This window comes from Methylobacterium sp. 1030, from assembly GCF_040544715.1.
GTDB lineage: Bacteria > Pseudomonadota > Alphaproteobacteria > Rhizobiales > Beijerinckiaceae > Methylobacterium.
Genome location: NZ_JBEPKM010000010.1, coordinates 170,517 through 192,267, shown reverse-complemented (window position 1 = coordinate 192,267; position 21,751 = coordinate 170,517). Strand labels below are relative to the sequence as shown.

The 21,751-nt window shown below is 72.6% G+C and carries 17 protein-coding genes and 1 tRNA gene; 7 read left to right on the top strand and 11 right to left on the bottom strand.

Going from position 1 to position 21,751, the window contains the following annotated elements:
* The first annotated feature begins 84 nt into the window (after nt 1–84).
* Complete coding sequence (putA, locus tag ABIC30_RS16495; protein WP_020094574.1) at nt 85–3,771, top strand: trifunctional transcriptional regulator/proline dehydrogenase/L-glutamate gamma-semialdehyde dehydrogenase; 3,687 nt, start codon at nt 85–87, stop codon at nt 3,769–3,771.
* Nucleotides 3,772–3,787: 16 nt separating this feature from the next.
* On the opposite strand, the gene ABIC30_RS16490 is transcribed toward putA, so the two are convergent.
* The 3 genes from ABIC30_RS16490 to ABIC30_RS16480 all read right to left on the bottom strand — a co-directional run bounded on the left by ABIC30_RS16490 (nt 3,788) and on the right by ABIC30_RS16480 (nt 7,527).
* A complete protein-coding gene (locus tag ABIC30_RS16490) occupies nt 3,788–5,380 on the bottom strand; it encodes an ABC transporter substrate-binding protein (RefSeq protein ID WP_354455756.1) in 1,593 nt (530 codons plus the stop codon).
* Nucleotides 5,381–5,529: 149 nt separating this feature from the next.
* Complete coding sequence (locus ABIC30_RS16485; RefSeq protein WP_012320003.1) at nt 5,530–5,823, bottom strand: DUF2218 domain-containing protein; 294 nt, start codon at nt 5,821–5,823, stop codon at nt 5,530–5,532.
* A 258-nt stretch (nt 5,824–6,081) separates the two neighbouring features.
* Nucleotides 6,082–7,527, bottom strand: a complete 1,446-nt coding sequence (locus ABIC30_RS16480; protein WP_020094572.1) for an FAD-binding oxidoreductase — start codon at nt 7,525–7,527, stop codon at nt 6,082–6,084.
* A gap of 137 nt (nt 7,528–7,664) precedes the next feature.
* On the opposite strand from ABIC30_RS16480, the gene ABIC30_RS16475 reads away from it, so the two are divergent.
* From ABIC30_RS16475 to ABIC30_RS16465, 3 genes are all read left to right on the top strand, one after another.
* Complete coding sequence (locus ABIC30_RS16475; RefSeq protein WP_020094571.1) at nt 7,665–8,360, top strand: fumarylacetoacetate hydrolase family protein; 696 nt, start codon at nt 7,665–7,667, stop codon at nt 8,358–8,360.
* Between the two features lie 13 nt (nt 8,361–8,373).
* Nucleotides 8,374–8,838 carry an NUDIX domain-containing protein gene (locus tag ABIC30_RS16470; protein WP_020094570.1) on the top strand — a complete coding sequence of 155 codons (465 nt, stop codon included), beginning with the start codon at nt 8,374–8,376 and terminating at the stop codon, nt 8,836–8,838.
* 107 nt (nt 8,839–8,945) lie between these two features.
* A tRNA-Gly gene (locus ABIC30_RS16465) sits at nt 8,946–9,020 on the top strand.
* A 142-nt stretch (nt 9,021–9,162) separates the two neighbouring features.
* Here ABIC30_RS16465 and ABIC30_RS16460 read toward each other — a convergent pair.
* The gene (locus ABIC30_RS16460) at nt 9,163–9,762 is read right to left on the bottom strand and encodes a TetR/AcrR family transcriptional regulator (protein WP_020094569.1); all 600 of its coding nucleotides are present in this window, start codon (nt 9,760–9,762) and stop codon (nt 9,163–9,165) included.
* Between the two features lie 88 nt (nt 9,763–9,850).
* Between ABIC30_RS16460 and ABIC30_RS16455 the strand changes: the two genes are divergently transcribed.
* Entirely contained in the window at nt 9,851–11,110 is a 1,260-nt protein-coding gene (locus tag ABIC30_RS16455) for an efflux RND transporter periplasmic adaptor subunit (RefSeq protein ID WP_026605163.1), read from the top strand.
* A gap of 108 nt (nt 11,111–11,218) precedes the next feature.
* A complete protein-coding gene (locus ABIC30_RS16450) occupies nt 11,219–14,458 on the top strand; it encodes an efflux RND transporter permease subunit (protein WP_020094567.1) in 3,240 nt (1,079 codons plus the stop codon).
* Here ABIC30_RS16450 and ABIC30_RS16445 read toward each other — a convergent pair.
* The 5 genes from ABIC30_RS16445 to ABIC30_RS16425 all read right to left on the bottom strand — a co-directional run bounded on the left by ABIC30_RS16445 (nt 14,432) and on the right by ABIC30_RS16425 (nt 19,449).
* Nucleotides 14,432–15,424 carry a DUF808 domain-containing protein gene (locus ABIC30_RS16445; RefSeq protein WP_026605162.1) on the bottom strand — a complete coding sequence of 331 codons (993 nt, stop codon included), beginning with the start codon at nt 15,422–15,424 and terminating at the stop codon, nt 14,432–14,434. The genes ABIC30_RS16450 and ABIC30_RS16445 overlap by 27 nt on opposite strands.
* A gap of 121 nt (nt 15,425–15,545) precedes the next feature.
* Nucleotides 15,546–16,214, bottom strand: coding sequence for a response regulator (locus ABIC30_RS16440; protein WP_020094565.1), 669 nt, complete (start codon nt 16,212–16,214; stop codon nt 15,546–15,548).
* Between the two features lie 10 nt (nt 16,215–16,224).
* Nucleotides 16,225–18,303, bottom strand: a complete 2,079-nt coding sequence (locus ABIC30_RS16435) for an ATP-binding protein (RefSeq protein ID WP_051123768.1) — start codon at nt 18,301–18,303, stop codon at nt 16,225–16,227.
* A 164-nt stretch (nt 18,304–18,467) separates the two neighbouring features.
* Nucleotides 18,468–18,692: a ribosome modulation factor gene (locus ABIC30_RS16430; RefSeq protein WP_020094563.1), complete on the bottom strand. Its 225-nt coding sequence runs from the start codon at nt 18,690–18,692 to the stop codon at nt 18,468–18,470.
* Between the two features lie 340 nt (nt 18,693–19,032).
* On the bottom strand, nt 19,033–19,449 hold the full coding sequence (locus ABIC30_RS16425) for a hypothetical protein (protein WP_354455751.1): 417 nt from the start codon (nt 19,447–19,449) through the stop codon (nt 19,033–19,035).
* Between the two features lie 304 nt (nt 19,450–19,753).
* On the opposite strand from ABIC30_RS16425, the gene ABIC30_RS16420 reads away from it, so the two are divergent.
* On the top strand, nt 19,754–20,002 hold the full coding sequence (locus ABIC30_RS16420; RefSeq protein ID WP_091680694.1) for a hypothetical protein: 249 nt from the start codon (nt 19,754–19,756) through the stop codon (nt 20,000–20,002).
* Here the strand turns inward: ABIC30_RS16420 and ABIC30_RS16415 are convergent.
* Both ABIC30_RS16415 and ABIC30_RS16410 read right to left on the bottom strand, forming a co-directional pair.
* Nucleotides 19,986–21,401, bottom strand: a complete 1,416-nt coding sequence (locus tag ABIC30_RS16415; protein ID WP_020094560.1) for a hypothetical protein — start codon at nt 21,399–21,401, stop codon at nt 19,986–19,988. The two genes, ABIC30_RS16420 and ABIC30_RS16415, sit on opposite strands and share 17 nt — an antisense overlap.
* The gene (locus tag ABIC30_RS16410; RefSeq protein ID WP_020094559.1) at nt 21,398–21,715 is read right to left on the bottom strand and encodes a hypothetical protein; all 318 of its coding nucleotides are present in this window, start codon (nt 21,713–21,715) and stop codon (nt 21,398–21,400) included. Before ABIC30_RS16410 ends, ABIC30_RS16415 begins: the two co-directional genes overlap by 4 nt.
* Nucleotides 21,716–21,751 lie beyond the last annotated feature (36 nt).

The window sequence follows — 21,751 nt, the reverse complement described above, 5'->3', positions numbered from 1 at the left end:
GTTCGGCCTCGACGCGGGCCCCCGACGGTGTAGCGTGAGTCCGCGACGGCGCGATGCCAGCGCGCCGTGTCCGAGGGGCGGCCCATGTCTGGATCCGGCGTTGTCGACGAGGCGGCCGTCGCGGCGAGCGGGCCTTTCGGCGCGTTCGCCGGCGGCCTGCCGGACCTGTCGCCCCTGCGGCGGGCGGTGATCGCGGCCTGCCGGCGGCCCGAGCGGGACTGCGTGCTCCCGCTCCTCGAAGAAGCGCGCCTGCCGCCCGAAGCGGCTCGGCGCGTCGCCGAGGACGCGCGTCGCCTCGTCGAGACCCTGCGGCGCCAGGGCACCCGCGGCGGCGTCGAGGGGCTGATCCAAGAGTACGCGCTGTCCAGCCAGGAAGGCGTGGCGCTGATGTGCCTCGCCGAGGCGCTGCTGCGCATCCCCGACGCGGCGACGCGGGACGCGCTGATCCGCGACAAGATCGCCGGCGGCGACTGGGCCGCCCATCTCGGGCACAGCCCGTCGCCCTTCGTCAACGCGGCGACCTGGGGCCTGCTCGTGACCGGCAAGCTGGCGGCGACCCGGGACGAGGCCGGCCTGTCGGCCGCGCTCACCCGGCTGATCGCCCGCGGCGGCGAGCCCGTGATCCGGACCGGCGTCGATCTCGCCATGCGGATGATGGGCGAGCAGTTCGTGGCGGGGCGAACCATCGCCGAGGCCCTGCGGCACGCGGCGCGGCTCGAGGCGAAGGGCTTCACCTACTCGTACGACATGCTCGGCGAGGCCGCCGTGACCGCCGAGGACGCCGAGCGCTACCGGCGCGCCTACGCGGACGCGATCGCGGCGATCGGCGCGGCCTCTGCCGGGCGCGGCGTGCTCCGCGGCCCTGGAATCTCGATCAAGCTGTCGGCGCTCCATCCCCGCTACGCCCGCGCGCAGCGCGACCGGGTCCTGGCCGAACTCTATCCCCGCGTGCGGGACCTCGCCCGCCTCGCCGAGGGGCACGGCATCGGTCTCAACATCGACGCCGAGGAGGCCGACCGCCTCGACCTGTCGCTCGACATCCTGGAGCGTCTCGCCGCCGAGCCCGATCTCGCCGGCTGGGACGGGCTCGGCTTCGTGGTCCAGGCCTACGGCAAGCGCTGCCCGTTCGTTATCGACGTGCTGATCGACCTCGCGCGGCGGTGCCGCCGGCGGCTGATGGTGCGCCTCGTGAAGGGCGCCTACTGGGACAGCGAGATCAAGCGGGCGCAGGTCGACGGTCTGGCGGATTTCCCGGTCTTCACCCGGAAGGTCCACACCGACGTCTCGTACCTCGCCTGCGCGCGCCGGCTGCTCGCGGCGCCCGACGCGGTCTTCCCGCAATTCGCCACCCACAACGCCCAGACCCTCGCGAGCATCGTCGAGATGGCCGGCCCGGATTTCCGGCTCGGCCAGTACGAGTTCCAGTGCCTGCACGGCATGGGCGAGCCGCTCTACGAGGCGGTCGTCGCCGGCGAGATCCTGCAGCGGCCCTGCCGCATCTACGCGCCCGTGGGCACCCACGAGACCCTGCTCGCCTACCTGGTGCGGCGCCTCCTGGAGAACGGGGCCAACACGTCCTTCGTCAACCGGGTCGCCGACAAGGCCGTGCCGGTGGCGGATCTGATCGCCGACCCCGTCGTCGCCGTCGAGGCCGCGCCGGATCCCGGCGCGCCGCATCCGCGGATCGCGGCCCCCCGGGCGCTCTACGGCCCGGCCCGCGCCAACGCGGCCGGGCTCGACCTCGCCGACGAGGCGGCCCTCGCCCAGCTGTCGGACGGGTTGGCGGCGAGCGGCCGCACCGCGTGGCGGGCGGCACCCTCGGGCGCGGACGACGCGGCGGCCGACGAACCCGTCCACAATCCCGCCGACCGCCGGGACATCGTCGGCTTATACCGGGCGGCGACGGCCGAGACCGTGGCGGTCGCCGTGGCGCGCGCGCAGGCGGGCGCGGCCGGCTGGGCGGCGACGCCGGCGACCGCGCGCGCCGCCTGCCTGCGGCGGGCCGCCGACGCCCTCGAGGCGCAGATGCCGCCGCTGATCGGGCTCGTCGTGCGGGAGGCGGGCAAGACCTGCGCGAGCGCCGTCGCGGAGATCCGCGAGGCGGTCGACTTCCTCCGCTACGCCGCCGCCGAGGCCGAGCGGACCCTCGGGGACGCGCACGCGCCGCTCGGTCCGGTCACCTGCATCGCGCCGTGGAATTTTCCGCTGGCGATCTTCGTCGGTCAGGTCGCGGCCGCCCTGGCGGCGGGCAACACGGTCCTGGCGAAACCCGCCGAGGAGACCCCGCTGATCGCGGCCGCTGCCGTCCGCGCGCTGCACGCGGCCGGGATTCCCGTCGAGGCGCTGCACCTCCTGCCGGGCGACGGCCGTGTCGGCGCCGCCCTGGTCGAGGATCCGCGCGTGCAGGGCGTGATGTTCACCGGATCGACGGCGGTGGCCAAGGGCATCCAGCGGGCTCTGGCGGAGCGGCTGAACCGTTTCGGCGAGCCGGTGCCGTTCGTGGCCGAGACCGGCGGCCAGAACGCCCTCGTGGTCGATTCCTCCGCGCTCGCCGAGCAGGTGGTGGCGGATGTCATCGCCTCGGCCTTCGATTCCGCCGGGCAGCGCTGCTCGGCGCTCCGCATCCTGTGCCTGCAGGAGGAGATCGCCGACCGGTTGCTGCACATGCTGAAGGGCGCCCTGCGCGAGCTGCGGGTGGGCGACCCGCGGGCCCTGCCCGTCGATGTCGGGCCGGTCATCACCGCCGAGGCCGCCGACCGGGTCGTCGGACACGTGGCGCGGATGCGCGCGCGGGGCTTCCCGGTGGAGCAGTTTCCCCTGCCGCCCGAGGCCGGCGCCGGGACCTTCGTGCCGCCGACCCTGATCGAGATCGGGGCCGTCGCCGATGTCGAGCAGGAGGTGTTCGGGCCGGTGCTGCACGTGCTGCGCTACCGCCGCGACGGCCTCGACGCGCTCCTCGCGGCGATCGACGCGACCGGCTACGGGCTCACCTTCGGGCTGCACAGCCGCATCGACGAGACCATCGACCGCGTCCTCGACCGCGTGCGGGCCGGCAACCGCTACGTCAATCGCAACATCATCGGCGCGGTTGTCGGCGTGCAGCCCTTCGGCGGCTCCGGGCTGTCGGGGACGGGCCCGAAGGCCGGCGGCCCGCTGGCCCTCGGCCGCCTGCTGCGACGCGCACCCGCCGCCGCCCGCGACGGGCTGGCCGCCGACGATTCGGCACTGCGTCCCTACACGGCGTGGCTGCGCTCGCGGCACCGGCACGACCTCGCGGACAGGCTCGAATCCGTCCGCTATCCCAGCCGCGCCGCGATCGCGCTGGCCGGTCCCGTCGGAGAGCGCAACCTCTACGCGCTGCGTCCCCGCGGGCGCGTCGCGGCTGTGGCGGCGACCGAGACGGCGCTCCTGCTCCAGCTCGGCGCGATCCTCGGCACGGGCAACGCGGCCGTCGTCATCGGGCCGGACGGGCGCGATCCGGTCCTGGACGGTCTGCCGGAAGCGTGCGCGGCGCGGGTTGCCCGGGCGCCGGACCTCGACCGCGCGGGCGCGATCGCCGGGGTCCTGTTCGCGGGCGACGCCGACGACCTGCTGGCCCTGAACAGGGCCGTCGCGGCCCGCGAGGGCGCGATCCTGCCGATCCAGGCCCGCTGCCCGGAGGCGCTGGCGGCCGGCGACCTCTACGATCCGGCCGGCCTGGTGGAGGAGGTCACCACCACGATCAACACCGCGGCGGCCGGCGGCAATGCCAGCCTGATGAGCGTCGGGTGAGCCCGGAACTGCCCGGTCAGGCCGACCGGCGCAGGTTCCAGAACAGCGGCAGCCCGGTCAGCATGCCCTCCAAGTCCCGCCGGTAGGCGGTCGGCTGGAAATACTGGCCGCAGGGCAGGTAGGCGCCGACCTCCAGTGCCCGCGCCTGGATCCGCGCCGCCAGCGCCTTCTGGGCGTCGAGGTCCGGCGCGTCGAACCACGCGCCGCGCAGCTCCTCCAGGGGCGCGTCGGTCAGCCAGCTCGGCACGCCGGCCCGGCCGTTCCCGCGGGCGGCCAGATGGTAGGCCGGCGAGAGGTGGTCGAGCCCGCCGGAGAAGATGCCGAACATCGACCAGCCACCCTGGTCCAGGGGCTTGGCGTTCAGGATCCGCTGGTTGACCGTCCCCCAGTCGGTGGCGACGACGTCGAGGTTCATCCCGATCTTGCGGCAGGCATCGGCCATCACCTCGCAGATCGCGTTGATCCGCGGCACGTCGGTCCCGGAGAGCAGCACGACGCGCTCGCCCTTGTAGCCCGTCGCCGCCAGCGCCCGCTTCGCGGCGGCGAGGTCGCGGGGGGCGGTCAGCGCTTCCATGCCGGCCGAGGACGCCATCGGCCCGCCGGCCGTGAAGATGCCGACGGGCCCGCGCCGGATCGCCGGGTCGCTGCCGGCGACGGCGTCCATCATCTCGGTCTGGTCGACGGCCGCGAGCAGCGCCCGGCTGATCGCGGGATTGTCGAAGGGCGGCAGGGTGTGGTTGAGGCGGATCTGGCCGATCAGCCCGGCGGTCTCCACCAGATCCACCCGCACGGCGGGCTGGCGGTTCAGGTCCGGCACGAGATCGACGAGGGGCTGCTCCCACCAGTCGATCTCGCCCGAGCGCAGGGCGCCGGCCGCGGTCGCGCCGTCGGGGATCGTGCGCCACTCGACGCGGTCGAAATGCGCGATCCGCGGCCCCGCCGTGAAGCTCGGCGTGACGTCGGGGCGCGGTCGATAGGCCTCGAACCGGCGGTAGACGTTGAGCGAGCCCGGGACCCGCTCCTCGGGGACGAAGCGGAACGGGCCGCTGCCGACGATCTCCGGCACCGGCTGCGTCGCGGGCGTCGCGCTCAGGCGCTCCGGCATGATCACCGGGACGTAGGACGTCGGCTTGGCCAGGGCGTCCGGCAGGAGCGGGAAGGGCCGCTTCAGGCGGAACTGCACCATTGTGTCGGAGGGCGCCGAGAGTTCGTCCACCGTCGCGAACAGGGCCCCGCCGTAGGCATCGCGCTGCGCCCAGCGCTTCAGGCTCGCCACCACGTCGCGGCCGAGGACGGGCGTCCCGTCGTGGAAGCGCAGGCCGTCCCGCAGGGTCAGGCGCCACGTGAGGCCGTCGGACGCGACCTCGTGGCCCGCCACCATCTGCGGCTGAGCGCGGTAGGCGGTGTCGAGGCTGTAGAGCGTGTCGAACACCATCAGCGCGTGGGTGCGCGTGACGTAATTGGTGGTGATGATCGGGTCGAGGAGCGCGAGGTCCGCGTAGGGGACGAACCGCAGGGTCGTCGCGGAGGCCGCCCGGACCAGGGCCGGCCGGGCGAGAGCCCCGGCCATCAGGGCTCCGGCGCCGGTCAGCAGGGTGCGTCGCTTCATGAATCGATCCCGGTCACGGCGGCGTTCGATCTGGCCGCAAGCCGGGTTCGCGTGCAAGTGGTGCGCCACTGCCGCGCTTCGATCGGGATCTCAGAACCCGCCCGGGCCGGTAGCCGGACGGGTCGCCCGTGATCGCGCTGCGCGGGCCCTCAGGCGGCGCGCGACCAGCGGATGTCGCCGAGGCTCTCGCGGAAGGCGAAGCGGGCGAGATGGTCGGCCACGACGTTCTCCAGCCGGGTCAGGTTGACCGGGTCGGAGCTGTCGATGCGCATGACCAGGGCGTCGGGCTCGGCATCGAAGGTGCAGACGCGGTCCTCGCCGAAGGGCACGGTGCCGTGAACGGGGGTCGCCTCGACCTTGAACTTGTGGCTCCAGTGCCGGCAGAGCTGCTGCAGGTAGCGGCTCGCCTCGGTGGTCTGCACGCGGGCCTGGGAGGTGGGCATTCCGTCGGTCTCCAGATGGATGTGAAAACAGCCTGTCGGTGACGGTTCGTCGTTCGATCTCGCACGTGCGAGATAGGGAGGCCTCAGAGCAATTGCCATGCCTGGCGCCGACGGATCCGTCTCCGCCGTCTGTGTTGAGCGTGTGTCCGAAGCGTTAGCAGCGGCTTAACGCGACGGGCCGCACCGGCGGTTCGCGGCGCGGCGTGGCTGTCCTGCACCCGTCTCCGCGCCGAATTATGGCGCGATGCACAAATTCGCTCAGGCCGGCGGCGCACCGCGATCGGTCGGGACGAGCACCTTGCCGGGGTTGAGCAGGTCGTCCGGATCGAGCGCGGCCTTCAGGCGCCGCATGAGGTCGAGCCCGACCGGGTCGCCGTAGCGCGCGAGTTCCTCGCGCTTGATGAGGCCGACGCCGTGCTCGGCCGCGATGGAGCCGCCCAGGGCGTGCACGAGGTCGTGAACGATCCGGTTGAACCGGCCCCAGGCGGACAGGAACGCCGCGGGCTCCATGCCGGGCGGCTGTGACAGGTTGAAATGGATGTTGCCGTCGCCGAAATGGCCGAAGCCGCAGGGCCTCAGGCCCGGCATCTCGGCGAGGCAGGCCGCCCCCGCTCGCTCCAGGAACTCGGGCAGGCGGGAGAGCGGCACCGACACGTCGTGCTTGATCGAGGCGCCCTCGCGGGTCTGCGCTTCGGGAACGCCCTCGCGCAGGCGCCAGAGCGCGGCGTTCTGGGCCCCGCTGGTCGCGATGGTGGCGTCGGCGATCAGCCCGTCCTCCAGGGCCTGCCCGAGGGCCGATTCCAGTTCGGCCCCCGTGTCGGCGTCCGGGCGCGCGGACGCGACCTCGATCAGCGCGTAGGCGCCGTGCGCGCCGTCCAGCGGCCGCACCGTCCCCGGGACGTGGCGCAGCACGATCTCCAGGGCGAAGGGCGGCAGGTACTCGAACGCCGTGAGGTCGCGGTCCATCCGCGTCCGCAGGAAGACGAACAGGTCCAGAGCCGCCTTCGCCGAGTCGAGGCCGACGAAGGCGACGCTCGTCGAGCGCGGCCGCGGGAACAGCTTCAGCACCGCCGCCGTGACGATGCCCAGCGTGCCCTCCGAGCCGATGAAGAGCTGCTTCAGGTCGTAGCCGGCATTGTCCTTGCGCAGGGCCCTCAGCCCGTTCCAGACGCGCCCGTCGGCGAGCACGACCTCCAGCCCGAGGACGAGGTCGCGGGCGTTGCCGTAGGCGAGGACCGCGATCCCCCCGGCATTGGTGCTGACGCCGCCGCCGATCCGGGCGGAGCCGCGCGACGCGTAGGAGAGCGGGAACAGCATGCCGGCGGCCTCGGCCGCCTCCTGCACCTCCTGCAGGATCATCCCGGCCTCGACCGTGATGGTGGCGTCCACCGGGTTGACCGCGCGCAGGCGGTTCATGCGTTCCAGGGACAGGACGACGCCGCCCTGCGGCACGCCGGCGCCGGTGAGGCCGGTATTGCCCCCGAGCGGCACGACGGCGATCCCGGCCTGCGTGCAGGCGCGGACCGCGAAGGCGACCTCCTCGGTGCTACCCGGCCGAAGTACGGCCAGGGCCGACCCGGTGAACAGGCGGCGGCTCTCCGTCAGGTAGGGCGCGAGGGCGTCGGGATCCGTCAGCACGTGCCGCGCGCCGAGCCCGTCCCGGAGCGCGGTCAGCAGGGTGTCGAGGGCGGCTGTCGGCGTCATCGCGCGGATTCTGTAGGCCGGAGCAGGCCGGAGGCAAGCGCCGGTATGGCGCGCGCCGATGCGGACCTTACAACGGTGATGTAGGGCCCGGGCGTCGTCGCGCCGGTCCACCCGGACGATCCACCGCAGAGGCAGAGATGCTCTCCGTCATCCAGAACCCGCCCCGCATCGCGCTCCCCATCGTCGGCAGCAGCGACTTCTATCCCGTCCGCCGCGTCTACTGCGTCGGGCGCAACTACGCCGCCCACGCCCGCGAGATGGGCGCGGACCCGGACCGCGAGCCGCCGTTCTTCTTCATGAAGCCCGCCGACGCCCTGCAGATCGTCGGGCCGGAGCCGACGGCCCACGCCTACCCGCCGAAGACCGCCAACTACCATTTCGAGGTGGAGATGGTCGCGGCCCTCGCGAGCGGCGGCAGCGACATCCCGGCCGAGACCGCCCTGGAGCACGTCTACGGCTACGCCATCGGCCTCGACATGACCCGGCGCGACGTCCAGGACGAGGCCAAGAAGATGTCGCGGCCCTGGGACACCGCCAAGGCGGCCGACGGGTCGGGGCCGATCGGCGCGCTCCACCCGGTCTCCGCCATCGGCCACCCGGTCAAGGGCGCCATCACCCTGTCGGTCGACGGCGAGATCCGCCAGAAGGGCGACCTCGGCGACATGATCTGGTCCGTCGCCGAGCAGATCGCCTACCTGTCGGGCTACTTCGCCCTGCAGCCCGGCGACCTGATCTTCACCGGCACGCCCTCCGGCGTCGGCCCGGTCCAGCGCGGCCAGCGCATGGTCGCGGCGATCGACGGTCTCGGCGCCATCACCCTCGACGTCGTCTGAGTCGCGCGGTCGCATGCTCCTCGATCGACCGCTGCTGCGGCGCCTGTTCCACCTCGGGGCGCTCGCGTCCCGGGGCATGACCCTCGGCGTGCGCGGCGTCGCCCTCGACGGGGCCGGGTGCGTCGCCCTGGTGCGCCACACCTACGTGAGTGGCTGGCACCTCCCCGGCGGCGGCGTCGAGCGCGGCGAGACCGCGCGCGACGCGATCGTGCGGGAGTTCCGCGAGGAGGCGGAGATCGTCGCCGAGGGAGAGCCGCGCCTGCACGGCCTCTATCGGAACGTGGTCGCCGCGCCCCGCGACCACGTGGCCCTGTTCGTCCTGCCGGCCTTCACGGTCCTGCGCCCGAAGGCGCCGGACCGGGAGGTCGCCGAGTGCGCCTTCTTCCCGATGGACGCGCTCCCCAAGGGGACCACGCGCGGGACCCGCGCCCGGCTCCGGGAGATCCGCGACGGCCTCCCGCCGGAGCCGAACTGGTAAATCGTGACGGTTCGCGAAAAGGGCGCTTGCGTCGCCCGGCGGAATGGTGTTTAGAGAGCCGCGCCGGGGGCCGCCGGCACGAAAGTCCGGGCGGCGCGGCACAGTGAGCGGGTGTAGCTCAGGGGTAGAGCACAACCTTGCCAAGGTTGGGGTCGAGGGTTCGAATCCCTTCGCCCGCTCCAGTTTTCCCAACCATACGAACGACGTACAAGGCCGCAGCTCTGCGGCCTTTGTCGTTTCTGGACCTCGGCGAACCGCCGGTCGCGGAGAAGCGAACGGCGTCCGGGTGGACCGAGGCGCGGGATCGCGCCCGGTCAGCCCGGCTCAGGCGTCGTGTTCCCTCGCGAAGGCCCGCAGCGAGACCCGGGCGACCTCCCGCAGCGCCTCCCGGTCGGCGCCCGAGGAGGCCAGCACGCCCATGCCGGAGGCGACGGTGGACAGGAATCGCGCCAGCGCGACCGGGTCGGAATCCGCCGGCAGGTCACCGTCCTGTCGGGCCTGAATGAAGCGCTCGCGGAGCTCCATCTCGCCCTGCGCCCGCCGGGACGCCAGCTCGAACGGGATGTTCTCCGAGCCCGCGCCGCAGGCGAGACCGCCCTGAACGAGGAGGCAGCCGGGCGGGTTCGCCGGATCCGTGTGGCTCTCGGCGATGCTGCTCAGGAAGCGCTCGGCCACGTCGCGCGCGGTCTCGCCCGCCAGGACGAAGCGCATGTGCTCGGAGCGCCGCTGCGCGTACCGGTCGAGGGCGGCCTTGAGCAGCCCCTCCTTGCTGCCGAAGGCCGCGTAGAGACTCGGCGGCTTGATGCCCATCGCCTTCGTGAGCATCGCGAGGCTCGCGCCGTCGTAGCCGTGGCGCCAGAACACCTCCATCGCCTCGTCGAGGGCCTTGTCCGTGTCGAAGGACCGGGGGCGCCCCATCACCATTGCCTGCGGACTCCAACTTTTATATCGAGTGGTAGATAAGTCACTTGACGCCCCGCGTCCATGCCGACATGTGTAGCGACCTATACAGATGTTGGAGTCGCTCGTGGAACCTCAGCGTCATCCCTCGCGCAATCCTCTCCGTGCCCGGCGCCTCGCGGCCGGAAGCCTCGCGGTCGCCCTTCTCGCAGGCGTCTCCTACACCTTCATACCCGGCGCCCTGGTCCGGGGAACCGTGGCCGTCGCCGCGACGCCGCCGACCGAGGTGGCGATGCCGGCCTCGGTCGCGACCGTCGAGCCGCGCGACGTCATCCTCTGGGACGAGTTCTCGGGCCGTCTGGAGGCCGTCGAGCGCATCGACGTCCGTGCCCGGGTGGGCGGCGCGATCCTGGCCACGCACTTCGCGGAAGGCGAGGTGGTCAAGGCCGGCGACCTGCTGGTGACCATCGATCCCGCGCCCTACGCGGCCGAGGTCCAGCGTTTGGAAGCCCAGGTCGCGGGCGCCGAGGCGCGGGTCGGCATGACGGCGAGCGACCTCGAGCGCGGGCAGAAGCTGTCGGACCAGCACATCGTCACGGCGCGCGACCTCGACGTCCGCGCCAACGCGTTCAAGGAGGCCAAGGCGAGCCTCGACGCGGCGAAGGCGGCCCTGGAGGCGGCGCGCCTGAACCTCGGCTACACGCAGGTCCGGGCGGCCGTCGGCGGCCGCGTCGGCCGCCGCGAGATCACGCCGGGCAACCTCGTGGCCACGGGCGCCGGGGCCGCCGTGCTGACCACGCTCGTCTCGGTCGATCCGGTCTACGCCAGCTTCGATGCCGACGAGGGCGTGGTCCTGAAGGCGCTGGCCTCGGTCGCCGAGCCGGGCGGCCGGCGCGGCAAGCTCGACCGCATCCCCGTGGAGATGGTGACCGCCGACGGCGCCCGCGCGGCCGGGCATCTCCAGTTCATCGACAACAAGGTCGACGCGCGCAGCGGCACGGTCCGGGTGCGCGCGACTTTCTCCAACGGCGACGGCCGCCTGATCCCGGGCCAGTTCGCCCGGATGCGCCTCGGCCAGGCCGCGCCGGAACGCCTCGTCCTCGTCGACGAGCGGGCCGTCGGCACCGATCAGGACAAGAAGTTCGTGCTCCTCGTGGGGTCGGACAACCGGGCCGAGTTCCGCGCCGTCACCCTCGGCCGGGCGGTCGACGGTCTGCGCGTCGTGACTTCCGGCCTGTCGGGCGGCGAGCGCATCGTGGTCAACGGCCTGCAGCGCGTCCGTCCCGGGACCCTCCTGCGCCCCGAACCGGTCGCGATGGGCGCGCGCCCGCAGGACGCCGCCTCCGGGCCGCGCAAGCTGGCGCAGCGCTGACGGCCGGCGCGCCGCGCCCGTCCGCCCGATCCAGATCCCCGACGCCTTCGAGACGGCGGCCGCACGCGGCCGCCCGGACGCCCCTGCCTCACGCCCTCGGAGGGCGGCATGAATCTCTCCAAGTTCTTCATCGACCGCCCGATCTTCGCGGGCGTGCTCTCGATGCTCATCTTCATCGGCGGTCTGCTGTCGCTCTTCGCGATGCCGATCTCCGAGTACCCTGACGTGGTGCCCCCCTCCGTCGTCGTCCGCGCGACCTTCCCGGGCGCCAACCCCAAGGTCATCGTCGAGACCGTGGCGACGCCGATCGAGGAGCAGATCAACGGCGTCGAGGGCATGCTCTACATGTCGAGCCAAGCCACGACGGACGGCATCATGACGCTGACCGTCACCTTCCGGCTGGGCACCGACCCCGACAAGGCGCAGCAGCTCGTCCAGAATCGGGTCTCGCAGGCCGAGCCGCGGCTACCGGCGGTGGTGCGCCAGCTCGGCATCGTCACGGTGAAGAGCTCCCCCGACCTGACGATGGTCGTGCATCTCGTCTCGCCCAACGGGCGCTACGACATGACCTACCTGCGCAACTACGCGGTGCTGAACATCAAGGACCGCCTGGCGCGGCTCGACGGCGTCGGCCAGGTCCAGCTCTTCGGCTCCGGCGACTACGCGATGCGGATCTGGCTCGACCCGCAGAAGGTGGCCGAGCACGGCCTGTCCGCTGGCGACGTCGTGCGGGAGATCCAGGCTCAGAACGTCGAGGCCGCGGCCGGCGTGATCGGTGCGTCGCCGGCCGTTCCGGGCCTCGACCTGCAGCTCTCGCTCAACGCCGAGGGGCGCCTGAGCAGCGAGGAGCAGTTCGGCGACATCGTGGTCAAGACCGGCGCCGACGGCGCGATCACGCGCCTGCGCGACGTCGCGCGCATCGAGCTCGGCGCTTCCGACTACGCCCTGCGCTCGCTCCTCGACAACAAGTCGGCGGTGGCGATCCCGATCTCGCAGTCGCCGGGCTCGAACGCGATCCAGATCTCCGACGAGGTCCGCCGCACCATGGCGGAGATCAAGCGGACCATGCCGGAGGGCGTCGACTACCAGATCGTCTACGACCCGACGCAGTTCGTGCGCGCCTCCATCGAGGCCGTGATCCACACGCTGCTGGAGGCGATCGCCCTCGTCGTGCTCGTGGTGATCCTGTTCCTGCAGACGTGGCGGGCCTCGATCATCCCGCTGCTCGCCGTGCCGGTCTCCATCGTCGGCACCTTCGCGGTGATGCACGTCTTCGGATTCTCGATCAACGCGCTGAGCCTGTTCGGCCTCGTGCTGGCCATCGGCATCGTCGTCGACGACGCGATCGTCGTCGTCGAGAACGTCGAGCGCAACATCGAGAGCGGCCTGTCCCCGCGGGACGCCAGCTACCAGGCCATGCGCGAGGTCTCGGGCCCGATCATCGCCATCGCCCTGGTGCTGGTCGCGGTCTTCGTGCCCCTGGCCTTCATCAGCGGCCTGACGGGCCAGTTCTACAAGCAGTTCGCCCTCACCATCGCGATCTCGACGGTGATCTCGGCGATCAACTCGCTGACCCTCTCGCCGGCCCTCTCGGCGCTGCTGCTGAAGGATCACCACGCGCCGAAGGATCGTCTCACCCGCATCCTCGACCGGCTGCTCGGCTGGTTCTTCCGCCGCTTCAACCGCGCCTTCGGGCGGGCCTCGAACGGCTACGGCCGCGGTGTCGGCTTCGCGGTGTCGCGCAAGGCCGCGATGATGACCCTCTACGTCCTGCTCGTCGGGCTGACCGTCGGCCTGTTCCGCCAGATCCCGGGCGGCTTCGTGCCGGGCCAAGACAAGCAGTACCTCGTGGGCTTCGCGCAGCTGCCCGACGGCGCGACCCTCGACCGGACGGAGGAGGTCATCCGCCGCATGAGCGAGATCGCCCTCAAGGAGCCCGGCGTCGAGAGCGCCGTCGCCTTCCCGGGCCTCTCGATCAACGGCTTCACCAACAGCTCCAACTCGGGGATCGTGTTCTCGACGCTCAAGCCGTTCGACGAGCGCAGGGACCCGTCCCTCAACGGAGCGGCGATCGCGCAGTCGCTGAACAAGAAGTACGCCGCGATCCCCGAGGCCTTCATCGCGATGTTCCCGCCGCCGCCGGTGAACGGGCTGGGGACGATCGGCGGCTTCAAGCTGCAGATCGAGGATCGCGCCGGCCTCGGCTACGAGGCGCTGAACGACGTCACGAAGGCGTTCATGTCGAAGGCCGCCCAGGCGCCGGAACTCGTCGGGCTGTTCTCGAGCTTCCAGATGAACGTGCCGCAGCTCTTCGCGGACATCGACCGGACGAAGGCCCGTCAGCTCAACATCCCGGTGACGGACGTCTTCGACACGCTGCAGATCTATCTCGGCTCGCTCTACGTCAACGACTTCAACAAGTTCGGCCGCACCTACTCGGTGCGCGTCCAGGCCGACGCCCCGTTCCGGGCGCGATCGGACGATGTCGGTCTGCTGAAGGTCCGGGCCGGTTCCGGCGAGATGGTGCCGCTCTCCGCTCTGCTGCGCGTCCGCCAGACCGCCGGACCGGAGCGGGCCATGCGCTACAACGGCTTCCTGTCGGCCGACATCAACGCCGGTGCGGCGCCCGGCTACTCGTCGGGTCAGGCCCAGGCGGCGGCGACGCGGATCGCGGCGGAGACGCTGCCGCGGGGCTTCGCCTTCGAGTGGACGGACCTGACGTACCAGGAATTCATCGCGGGCAATTCCGGGGTCTGGGTCTTTCCCCTCGCGCTGCTCCTGGTCTTCCTCGTCCTCGCCGCACAGTACGAGAGCCTCGCCCTGCCGCTGGCGATCCTGCTGATCGTGCCGATGGGGCTGCTCGCCGCGATGTTCGGCGTCTGGCTGTCGGCCGGCGACAACAACGTCTTCACGCAGATCGGCCTGATCGTGCTCGTCGGGCTCTCGGCCAAGAACGCCATCCTGATCGTCGAATTCGCCCGTGAGCTCGAATTCGCCGGTCGGACGCCGCTCCAGGCGGCGATCGAGGCGAGCCGCCTCCGGCTGCGGCCGATCCTGATGACGTCGATGGCCTTCATCATGGGCGTGCTGCCGCTGGTGACAGCGACTGGCGCCGGATCGGAGATGCGCCGCGCGATGGGCGTCGCGGTGTTCTCGGGCATGATCGGCGTGACCGCCTTCGGCCTGTTCCTGACCCCGGTCTTTTACGTGCTGCTGCGTCGCCTGAGCGGCAACAGGCCCCTGAAGCATCACGGCGCCGCCGCGCCGGTCCCGGCGCCAGCAGCTGTGCCGAGCTCCGCGCCGGCCGATCACGGGATCCCGTCAGCCGCGCCGCTGCCACAGGCCTGACAGGGCGCGCCACGCCGGCGCCAGCACGACGTTCGTCAGCGGGATCAGCGCCCCGCCGACGACCAGCCCGATGAGGCCCGACACGGTCGCGGTGACGAGCCACTCGACGAGGCCCGCGGCGAACGGCACGCGCGCCGCCGCGGCCTCCGCCATCGCGTGGGCGGCGTGCGCCGGTGCCGAGAACCCGTAGGTCTCCAGACCGTGCATGAGGATCCCGCCGCCGACCCAGATCATCGCCGCCGTCCCGATGACGGCCAGGATCTTGAGCAGGATCGGCATGCCCTTCACGACGCCGCGGCCGAGCCCGCGGATCAGGCTTCCGAGCGGTGGGCCCGCGGTGCTGCGGGCGAGGGCCAGACCGGCATCGTCGGCCTTCACGATCAGCGCGACCACGCCGTAGACGCCCGCGGTGATGCCGACCGCGACGATGGCCAGCACCGCCGCCCGCATCCAGAAGCTGCCCTCCGGCAGCGCCGCCAGCGTGATGGCCATGATCTCGGCCGACAGGATGAAGTCCGTCTTGATGGCGCTCGCCACGCGCCGGTCTTCCCGGGCCTGATCGCCGCCGGCTCCACCCTCTTGGTCCGCCTCGTCGCCGTGGCCGTGATGGGCGAACACGGCTTCGTAGACCTTCTCGGCGCCCTCGAAGCACAGGTACGCGCCGCCCAGCATGAGGAGCGGCGTGATCGCCCAGGGGGCGAAGGCGCTCAGCGCCAGGGCACCCGGCAGCAGGAAAAGGATCTTGTTGCGCAGCGATCCGAGGGCGATCCTGCCGACGATCGGCAATTCGCGCTCCGCGGCGAAGCCGACGACGTAGCGCGGCGTCACGGCCGCGTCGTCGATGACGACGCCGGCGGCCTTGGTGCCGGCGCGCGCCGCCTGGCCGGCCACGTCGTCGAGCGAGGCCGCCGCGGCCCTCACCATGAAGGCGACATCGTCCAACAGGGCGATCAATCCGACGCTCACCCGTCCCCCCTCGTCCCTGACCGGTCCGCCAGACAGACGATCCGCGGCAGGATTTGATCCCTGACCGGCGAAAAATCGGCGGATCCGGCCGTCGCCCGGGACTGGCTGCCCCTGCTCGCGCCTAGCGCAGCGCCAGGGCGTCGAGCCATCCGTGCGCGGCGGCGTAGCGGATGATCTCCGCGCGCGTGCGCAGGCCCAGCTTCTCGGCGGCCCGCGCCTTGTAGGTCTCGATGGACTTCACGCTGAGATCGAAGCGCCGCGCGATCTCCTTGTTGCTGAAGCCCTGCGCGATCAGCCGGAGCACGTCGGTCTCGCGCGGGCTCAGCGCTTCGGCCGACGGCTCGGACTCGCCGCCCTGCGCCGGGGCCCCGGGATGCGCCAAGGCGTGGCTCGCCACCGAGGGGTCGAGGTAGATCCCGCCAGCCGCGACGGCGCGGACCGCGCGGAGCAGGTCCTCCGCGGCCGAGCGCTTGAGGAGGTAGCCCCGGGCGCCTGCCTTGAGCAGCGGCTGAACGTAGGCCGCGTCCTCGTGAACCGTCAGCACCAGCACGCGCGTCCGCGGGCAAGACCCGGCGACGCGCTCGGTCAGCTCCAGGCCGTTGAGGCCCGGCATCGAGACGTCGACGACGGCGACGTCCGGGTCGGCGGCGTGGATCATCGGCAGCGCCTCGCTGCCGCTGGTGGCCTCGCCGACCAGCTCGATCTCCGGGTCGGCGTTCAGGAGCGTCCGGATCCCCGCGAGGACGATGGGATGGTCGTCGGCCAGGGCGACGCGGATGCGGTCCGTCATGCGCTTCTCCTCAGGTCTCGGGATGTTCCGGAATCGGGATGGTGACGAACAGCGTCGTACCGATGCCCGGGGACGATTCCAGCGTGAGAGTCCCGCTCAGGAGCGACAGCCGCTCGCGGATGCCCGACAGGCCGAGCCGCAGCTTGGCCGGCGCCTCGCCGCCGGCGCGCTCACGCTGCTCGTCGGCGTTGAAGCCGGTGCCGTCATCCTCGATCACGACCCGCATCTCGCCCGCGCGCTTCTCCACCGAGACGCTGACGCTCGCGGCCCGGGCGTGCTTGAGGACGTTGGTCAGGGCCTCCTGCACGATCCGGTAGACGGCCGTCTCGATCGCGGCCGGCAGCCGGGTCGCCTCGCTCAGGAATTCCAGGTCGGCGCGGATCCCGTGCCGCTGGCTCCAGTCGCGCAGCAGGGTGGCCAGGGCCTCGCGCAGGCCGAGATCGTCGAGGGCGGTCGGCCGGAGGTCGACGGCGGCCCGGTGGATGTCGCGGCCGATCTCGCTCGCGAGGGATTGCAGCCACTCCACCTGCCGGCCGGCCTCGGCCGTCGCGCCGCGTGCCAGGAGCCGCTCCATGCTCTTGAGGCCCAGCGACAGACCGGTCACCGTCTGGCCGACCTGGTCGTGGAGTTCGCGGGCGATCCGGCGCTGCTCGTTCTCCTGGGCCTCGCCGAGGCGGCGCAGCAGCGCGAAGCGCTCGGCCTCCGCGCGCTTGCGCGGCTCGATGTCCGACACCACGCCGTAGATCAGCCCGGCCGGGGTATGCTCGTGGAGCTGCGGCACGCGGCCGGCGACCCGGACCCATCGCGGCTCCCGACCCTCCTGGATCACGCGGAACTCGACGTCGAGCGGCGTGCCCTCGGCGAGGCTCCGGCGCAGGGCCTCGCTCAGGCGCCCGCGATCCTCGGGATCGACCGCCTGCAGGACCGTGTCGGCGTCCACGGCGCTGTCGCGCCCTTCGGCGGCGGCCGTCCAACCGAGGAGATCGGCCGCGCGGGGCGAGCCGGTGACCCGGTGCGCGACGGTGTCCCAGCGCAGCGTGCCAAGCTCCGCGGCCTCGGCGGCGACGGCGCCCTGTTCTTCGCTGGAGCGGAGCGCGAGGGAGAACCGGGCCTGCTCGCCCGCCCGGCGCTGCGCCATATCGCGGCCGACGAGACCGACCAGCGCCAGGGCGAGCCCGATGCTGACGAAGCTGCCGCCACCCAGGACGGCGTAGGACCGCGAGACCGGCGCGTTGAGCGTCGCGACCGGCATCCCGAAATGCACCGACCAGCCGCCGGTATGCTGCAGGGTCCGGTAGACCACCTCGACATCGGCGCCTTCCAGCGTCGGTCCGGTGTAGAAGCCGTTCGGGGCGTTCCGGATCGCCGCCTGGAGCGCCGGGTTCGCCGGGTGGCCGAGCTCCTCCACCTCGGCCCGGGTCCGGGCGATCGTGTTGCCCTCCGCGTCCACGATGGTGCCGACCCAGCCCTCGGGGGCGCCGGCGTCGCGCAGGATCGAGCTCACCGCGTTCGTGGCGAGCCGGATCGAGAGGACGTAGCGCAGCGTGCCGTCCCGGATGACCGGCACGCGCAGCGCGACGAGGCGCTTGCCCGAGATCGAGCCGGCCGGGCCGATGCCGCCGATCACCGGCTGCCGCGTGCGCACCACCGCGTCGAAGCTCGTCCGGTCCGAGGTCGGTCCGAGTTCCTCCTCGAGGGACCGGAGAAGATTCACGATCTGGGCGCCGTCCGGTCGCGCGAGTTCCACCGTCTCCCAGAGCGGGTGCGCCTGCCGGAGGCGCACGGCCTCGGCGTAGAAGGCCGCGAGGTCGGGCCTGTCGAGGGTCGCGGAGGCGGCCTCGGCCTCGAGGACCGCGATCTGGGCGGCGATGTCCGAGGCGACGCGCTCGGCCACCCGGGTCGCGCTGGCGACGGCGGCGCTCCGGGCGAGGTCGCGCTGCTGCTGCGCCATCAGCGTCGCGACCCAGCCGCTGAGCAGCAGGACCGGGATCGCGGCCGCGAGGGCGAGGGCGACGAAGGTGCGGCGGCTGCCGCGGCTCAGCTGGAGCTCGGGCCTCCGGATCCCGGTGTCGCGGGCGCGAACATTCATGCGGCCGTGCGCGGACACGCTGCGCGTCGGTCCGGATCCGGCGCCCATCGCTCGGACGGCCCGACGCCCCTGTCTCGCCGTCCCGCGCGCACCGTCGCCCGCCTCCCGTATCCCCGCATCGGCCCGTAAGCTCACAGCTCTCCTACGGGAAAGTCGGGCCGCCGTCAGGCCGGGGAGGCGGGGTCGGACGCGGCACCGGCGTCGGAAAGGGCCGATCCGGGCAGCATCCGGGCGGGGTGCGGCATCCGCGTCGCGACCGCCCACGAGGAGCCGTCGTAGCCCTCGTACCAGGCCCGGCGCTCGCGCGACTCGCCGGGATAGGGGCAGGCGTCGCGGGGCCGACCGACGGCGCGCGCGCGGGCGCCCTGTTTGACGATGTCCATGAGCATGGGCGCTGATCTCTCCGGCCGCTCGGGAGCCTGTCCCGCCGGGTCAGAAGCGCCGAGTTCGAACGGCCAAGCAAGCTGTTTCGAGCCGGGATACCGCTCACACCGACGCCTGTCGGGAATATCCCGACAGGCCGTGCGTGCGATGATCGATTGACCATTGCACGAAAGCGGCACCGGGTCTTTCGGGGATCGCCCCGATCCGTCCGAATGATGCGCGGAGAGACACGAGATCCTCGCGTCGTCGGACGCGAGGATCACGAGTGCCCCGCCGACGTGGGCGTGGCGTGGGACGCCGATCGGGAGACCGTGACGGCCCGGCCTCCCGGTCCGGATGCGCCGCCTAGTAGGCGCAGCCGTAGCCGACCGGTGCATAGCCGTACCCGTAGGGCCGCCCGTAGGCCGCGCCGTAGAGACCGGGCCGTGCAGCGGCCGCGAGGCCAAGGCCTGCGCCGGTCGCGAAGCCGACCCCGCGATAGCCGCCCCAGCCACCCGAGCGATACGCGTGGGGCCGGAAGCCGTAGCCGGCGGGGCGGAAGTGGACGCCGCGATATCCGCGGTAGCCCCGGTGCCGCCGGTAGTGCCGGTGCAGACGGTGATGGCGGTACCGGTGGAGGCCGTGGCGCCGCCCCCTCCAGACGCCGTGGCCCAGTTGGTGGGGCCCATTATGGAAGCCGCGGCCGTGGGGTCGCGCCTCGCTCGACGGGGCGAACAGGACGAGGCTCGACAGCGCCGTGAGGGCGATCGCGAGACGTTTCATGGGCTGAGCTCCAGAGACGGTGAAGGACGTCCGCACGGATCGGACCCGATGCCGGATCCGACCGCGCGGCGCGGTCTGTCGGGACGGCGATGCCGGCCGCCATCGCGGGCCACCGCGCATTCCCCGGTACGCGCGGACGGCGGGAGACCGCCCGTCGCTGTCCCGCAGGCTCATCTGTGTTGCCCGGCGCCGATCCGCAGTCGGAGAGATCGGCAATCGTGTCAGGGTCGGCCCGACATGCCCGGGCGACCGGCCTGGATTAGCTTGGCCGTGGACATTCGCGCGCGCTGCACAGGGGGACGGCATGCGGAAGGCGTTGGGACGGCCGGTGCAGAGGGCGCGATCCTGGTACCGGCGCTACGGGCGCCTCGGCGCGCCGCGGACGCCGCGACCGGTCAAGCAGGGCCCGCAGGCCGCCCCCGGACGCTCGCTGGAGGACTGGGCGCGGTTCGGCGGCGGTCTGCTCGGCCCGGAATCCGCCGATGCCCCGCGTCCTGAGATCCGCGCCGATCGAGGGGCCGCCCTCGGCATCCCGATCAGTCCGCCGGGCTGAAGACGTCGTCGCCCACGAAGATCATCTCGCGGTCGATCTCGGGGGGATCCTTCTGCGAGCCGTAGGCGAAGAACAGGCGCCGGGTCCGGCCATCCGCCGCGGTCAGCGTGAGCGTGTGGCGATCGAGGGCGTAGCGCCCGCCCTCCGGCGCGCGCCGACGGGCGATCGCCGTGCCGACGCCGGTGCTCGCCCCCGAATTCGTCGCGCCGACCGAGCCGCCGCGGCCGTAACTCCCGTCCGCGTGGAAGTCGTAGCGGCTCTCGACGGCGATCGCGACGTCGCCGCCCAGGGCTGTGTTGCCGCCGCCCGACAGCCTTCGGTACGCCCGCGCCACCCGCTCGCCAGAGCCGGCCGGGAAGGCCCGGAAGAAGCTGCCGTCGCCGAGGGCGTAGTCGTTCGCGCGGCCGCGCGCGTCGGTCAGGACGAAGCCGGCGCCCTTGGCGCTCCACCGCCCGAATCGCTTGGGCCGTGCGGCCCGCTCGGCGGCGAGGTCCACGTCTTCGAGCGCGGTGTCGGCGACCTCGTAGTAGGTTCCGTCGCGCAGGAAGATCAGCGGCTCGAAATCGATCGTCATGAGACCGCCGACGCCGAACCCGGTGGTCGAACGGAAGTACACGCCCTCGACCTGATCCCAGTTGGCGGCGTGGCGCGGGGGACCGGCCGCGTCCGGGGCGGACGGAGCCGGGGAGGGAGCCGGCCGCGCGTCCGGCACGGACGGGCTCTCCGCGACCGGTGGCGGCTTCGGGGCCGCGCGTCCGGCCCGGTCCTTCGGCACCAGCCCGTCCTCGGTCAGCGCCAGATTCCGCAGCGTGGCGACCGGGATGAACTCGTTGGACAGGCCCGCCAGGAAACGCGGCAGCACGCCGAGCCGCTTGGCCGCCTGCCAGCCGGCATGGTGGAGAACGGCGCGCAGCTTGACCTGCTCGGCGAAGGCTGCCCGCGTGACCGGCTGGGACAGGGGCGGCCGTTCCGCCATCGGCGCCACGAACCGGGTCCGGATCGCCCGCAGGGCCGCCGCGCTCGGCTCGACCGTCGCGTCGTTGGCGACCATCCATTGCAGGGCGATGAAGGCGGTGAGCACGTCGCCCGCATCGTCCGGCCGCAGCGGCGTCCCGTCGAGGAAGCCGCGGAAGATGGTGTCGTAATCGTGCTGGGCCATCTCTCGCGCCGTCTCGGCCGCGGCGATCGGGTTCGTGGCGCGCTGGTCGCGCACCGCCCGCGCGACCGTGGCGGCCCGCAGGTCGGGCGTCGAGGCGTAGGGGAGGGCCGGTCCCTCCACCTTGGTCGCCTGCGCCCGTGCCGGGGTCGCCGACACCGGGATCGCCAGGCTCGACAGCGGGACGGCTGCCACGCCGAGGCCGAGCAGTGCGGCCGCGCGCCGGAAGGTGAACCGCATCATCGCCGCAACCACGCTCGAAGGATCATCAGCAGGCCCTGCACGACGGTGAGCAGCAGTGTCAGGGCCATGAAGGGCAGGAACGGGATCAGCAGCCAGCCCGTCATCGTCAGCGTGTAGAGCAGGCCGCCGATATCGTGTCCGGCCACCGGGCAGGGGTGCGTCCCCGCCTCGTTGACGGTGCAGCCGGTCAGGTTCGTCAGCGCGAGGCCGAGCGCGAAGGGTACGACCGGCAGCCACGTGATGAGCAGCAGGATGAGGATCACGCGCAGGCGTCGCCGGGACGGGCTCGGCCGCGCCATCGTGCGGATGGCCATCGGTCACAAGCCCCGCGCGGAGCCGGGGCGGCCGCG

What these genes read in the sequence shown, in the direction of transcription:
- putA (WP_020094574.1), top strand. Translation starts at nt 85, where the DNA reads ATGTCTGGATCCGGCGTTGTCGACGAGGCGGCCGTCGCGGCGAGCGGG.
- ABIC30_RS16490 (WP_354455756.1), bottom strand. Translation starts at nt 5,380, where the DNA reads ATGAAGCGACGCACCCTGCTGACCGGCGCCGGAGCCCTGATGGCCGGG.
- ABIC30_RS16485 (WP_012320003.1), bottom strand. Translation starts at nt 5,823, where the DNA reads ATGCCCACCTCCCAGGCCCGCGTGCAGACCACCGAGGCGAGCCGCTAC.
- ABIC30_RS16480 (WP_020094572.1), bottom strand. Translation starts at nt 7,527, where the DNA reads ATGACGCCGACAGCCGCCCTCGACACCCTGCTGACCGCGCTCCGGGAC.
- ABIC30_RS16475 (WP_020094571.1), top strand. Translation starts at nt 7,665, where the DNA reads ATGCTCTCCGTCATCCAGAACCCGCCCCGCATCGCGCTCCCCATCGTC.
- ABIC30_RS16470 (WP_020094570.1), top strand. Translation starts at nt 8,374, where the DNA reads ATGCTCCTCGATCGACCGCTGCTGCGGCGCCTGTTCCACCTCGGGGCG.
- ABIC30_RS16460 (WP_020094569.1), bottom strand. Translation starts at nt 9,762, where the DNA reads ATGGTGATGGGGCGCCCCCGGTCCTTCGACACGGACAAGGCCCTCGAC.
- ABIC30_RS16455 (WP_026605163.1), top strand. Translation starts at nt 9,851, where the DNA reads ATGTTGGAGTCGCTCGTGGAACCTCAGCGTCATCCCTCGCGCAATCCT.
- ABIC30_RS16450 (WP_020094567.1), top strand. Translation starts at nt 11,219, where the DNA reads ATGAATCTCTCCAAGTTCTTCATCGACCGCCCGATCTTCGCGGGCGTG.
- ABIC30_RS16440 (WP_020094565.1), bottom strand. Translation starts at nt 16,214, where the DNA reads ATGACGGACCGCATCCGCGTCGCCCTGGCCGACGACCATCCCATCGTC.
- ABIC30_RS16435 (WP_051123768.1), bottom strand. Translation starts at nt 18,303, where the DNA reads ATGAATGTTCGCGCCCGCGACACCGGGATCCGGAGGCCCGAGCTCCAG.
- ABIC30_RS16430 (WP_020094563.1), bottom strand. Translation starts at nt 18,692, where the DNA reads ATGCTCATGGACATCGTCAAACAGGGCGCCCGCGCGCGCGCCGTCGGT.
- ABIC30_RS16425 (WP_354455751.1), bottom strand. Translation starts at nt 19,449, where the DNA reads ATGAAACGTCTCGCGATCGCCCTCACGGCGCTGTCGAGCCTCGTCCTG.
- ABIC30_RS16420 (WP_091680694.1), top strand. Translation starts at nt 19,754, where the DNA reads ATGCGGAAGGCGTTGGGACGGCCGGTGCAGAGGGCGCGATCCTGGTAC.
- ABIC30_RS16415 (WP_020094560.1), bottom strand. Translation starts at nt 21,401, where the DNA reads ATGATGCGGTTCACCTTCCGGCGCGCGGCCGCACTGCTCGGCCTCGGC.
- ABIC30_RS16410 (WP_020094559.1), bottom strand. Translation starts at nt 21,715, where the DNA reads ATGGCCATCCGCACGATGGCGCGGCCGAGCCCGTCCCGGCGACGCCTG.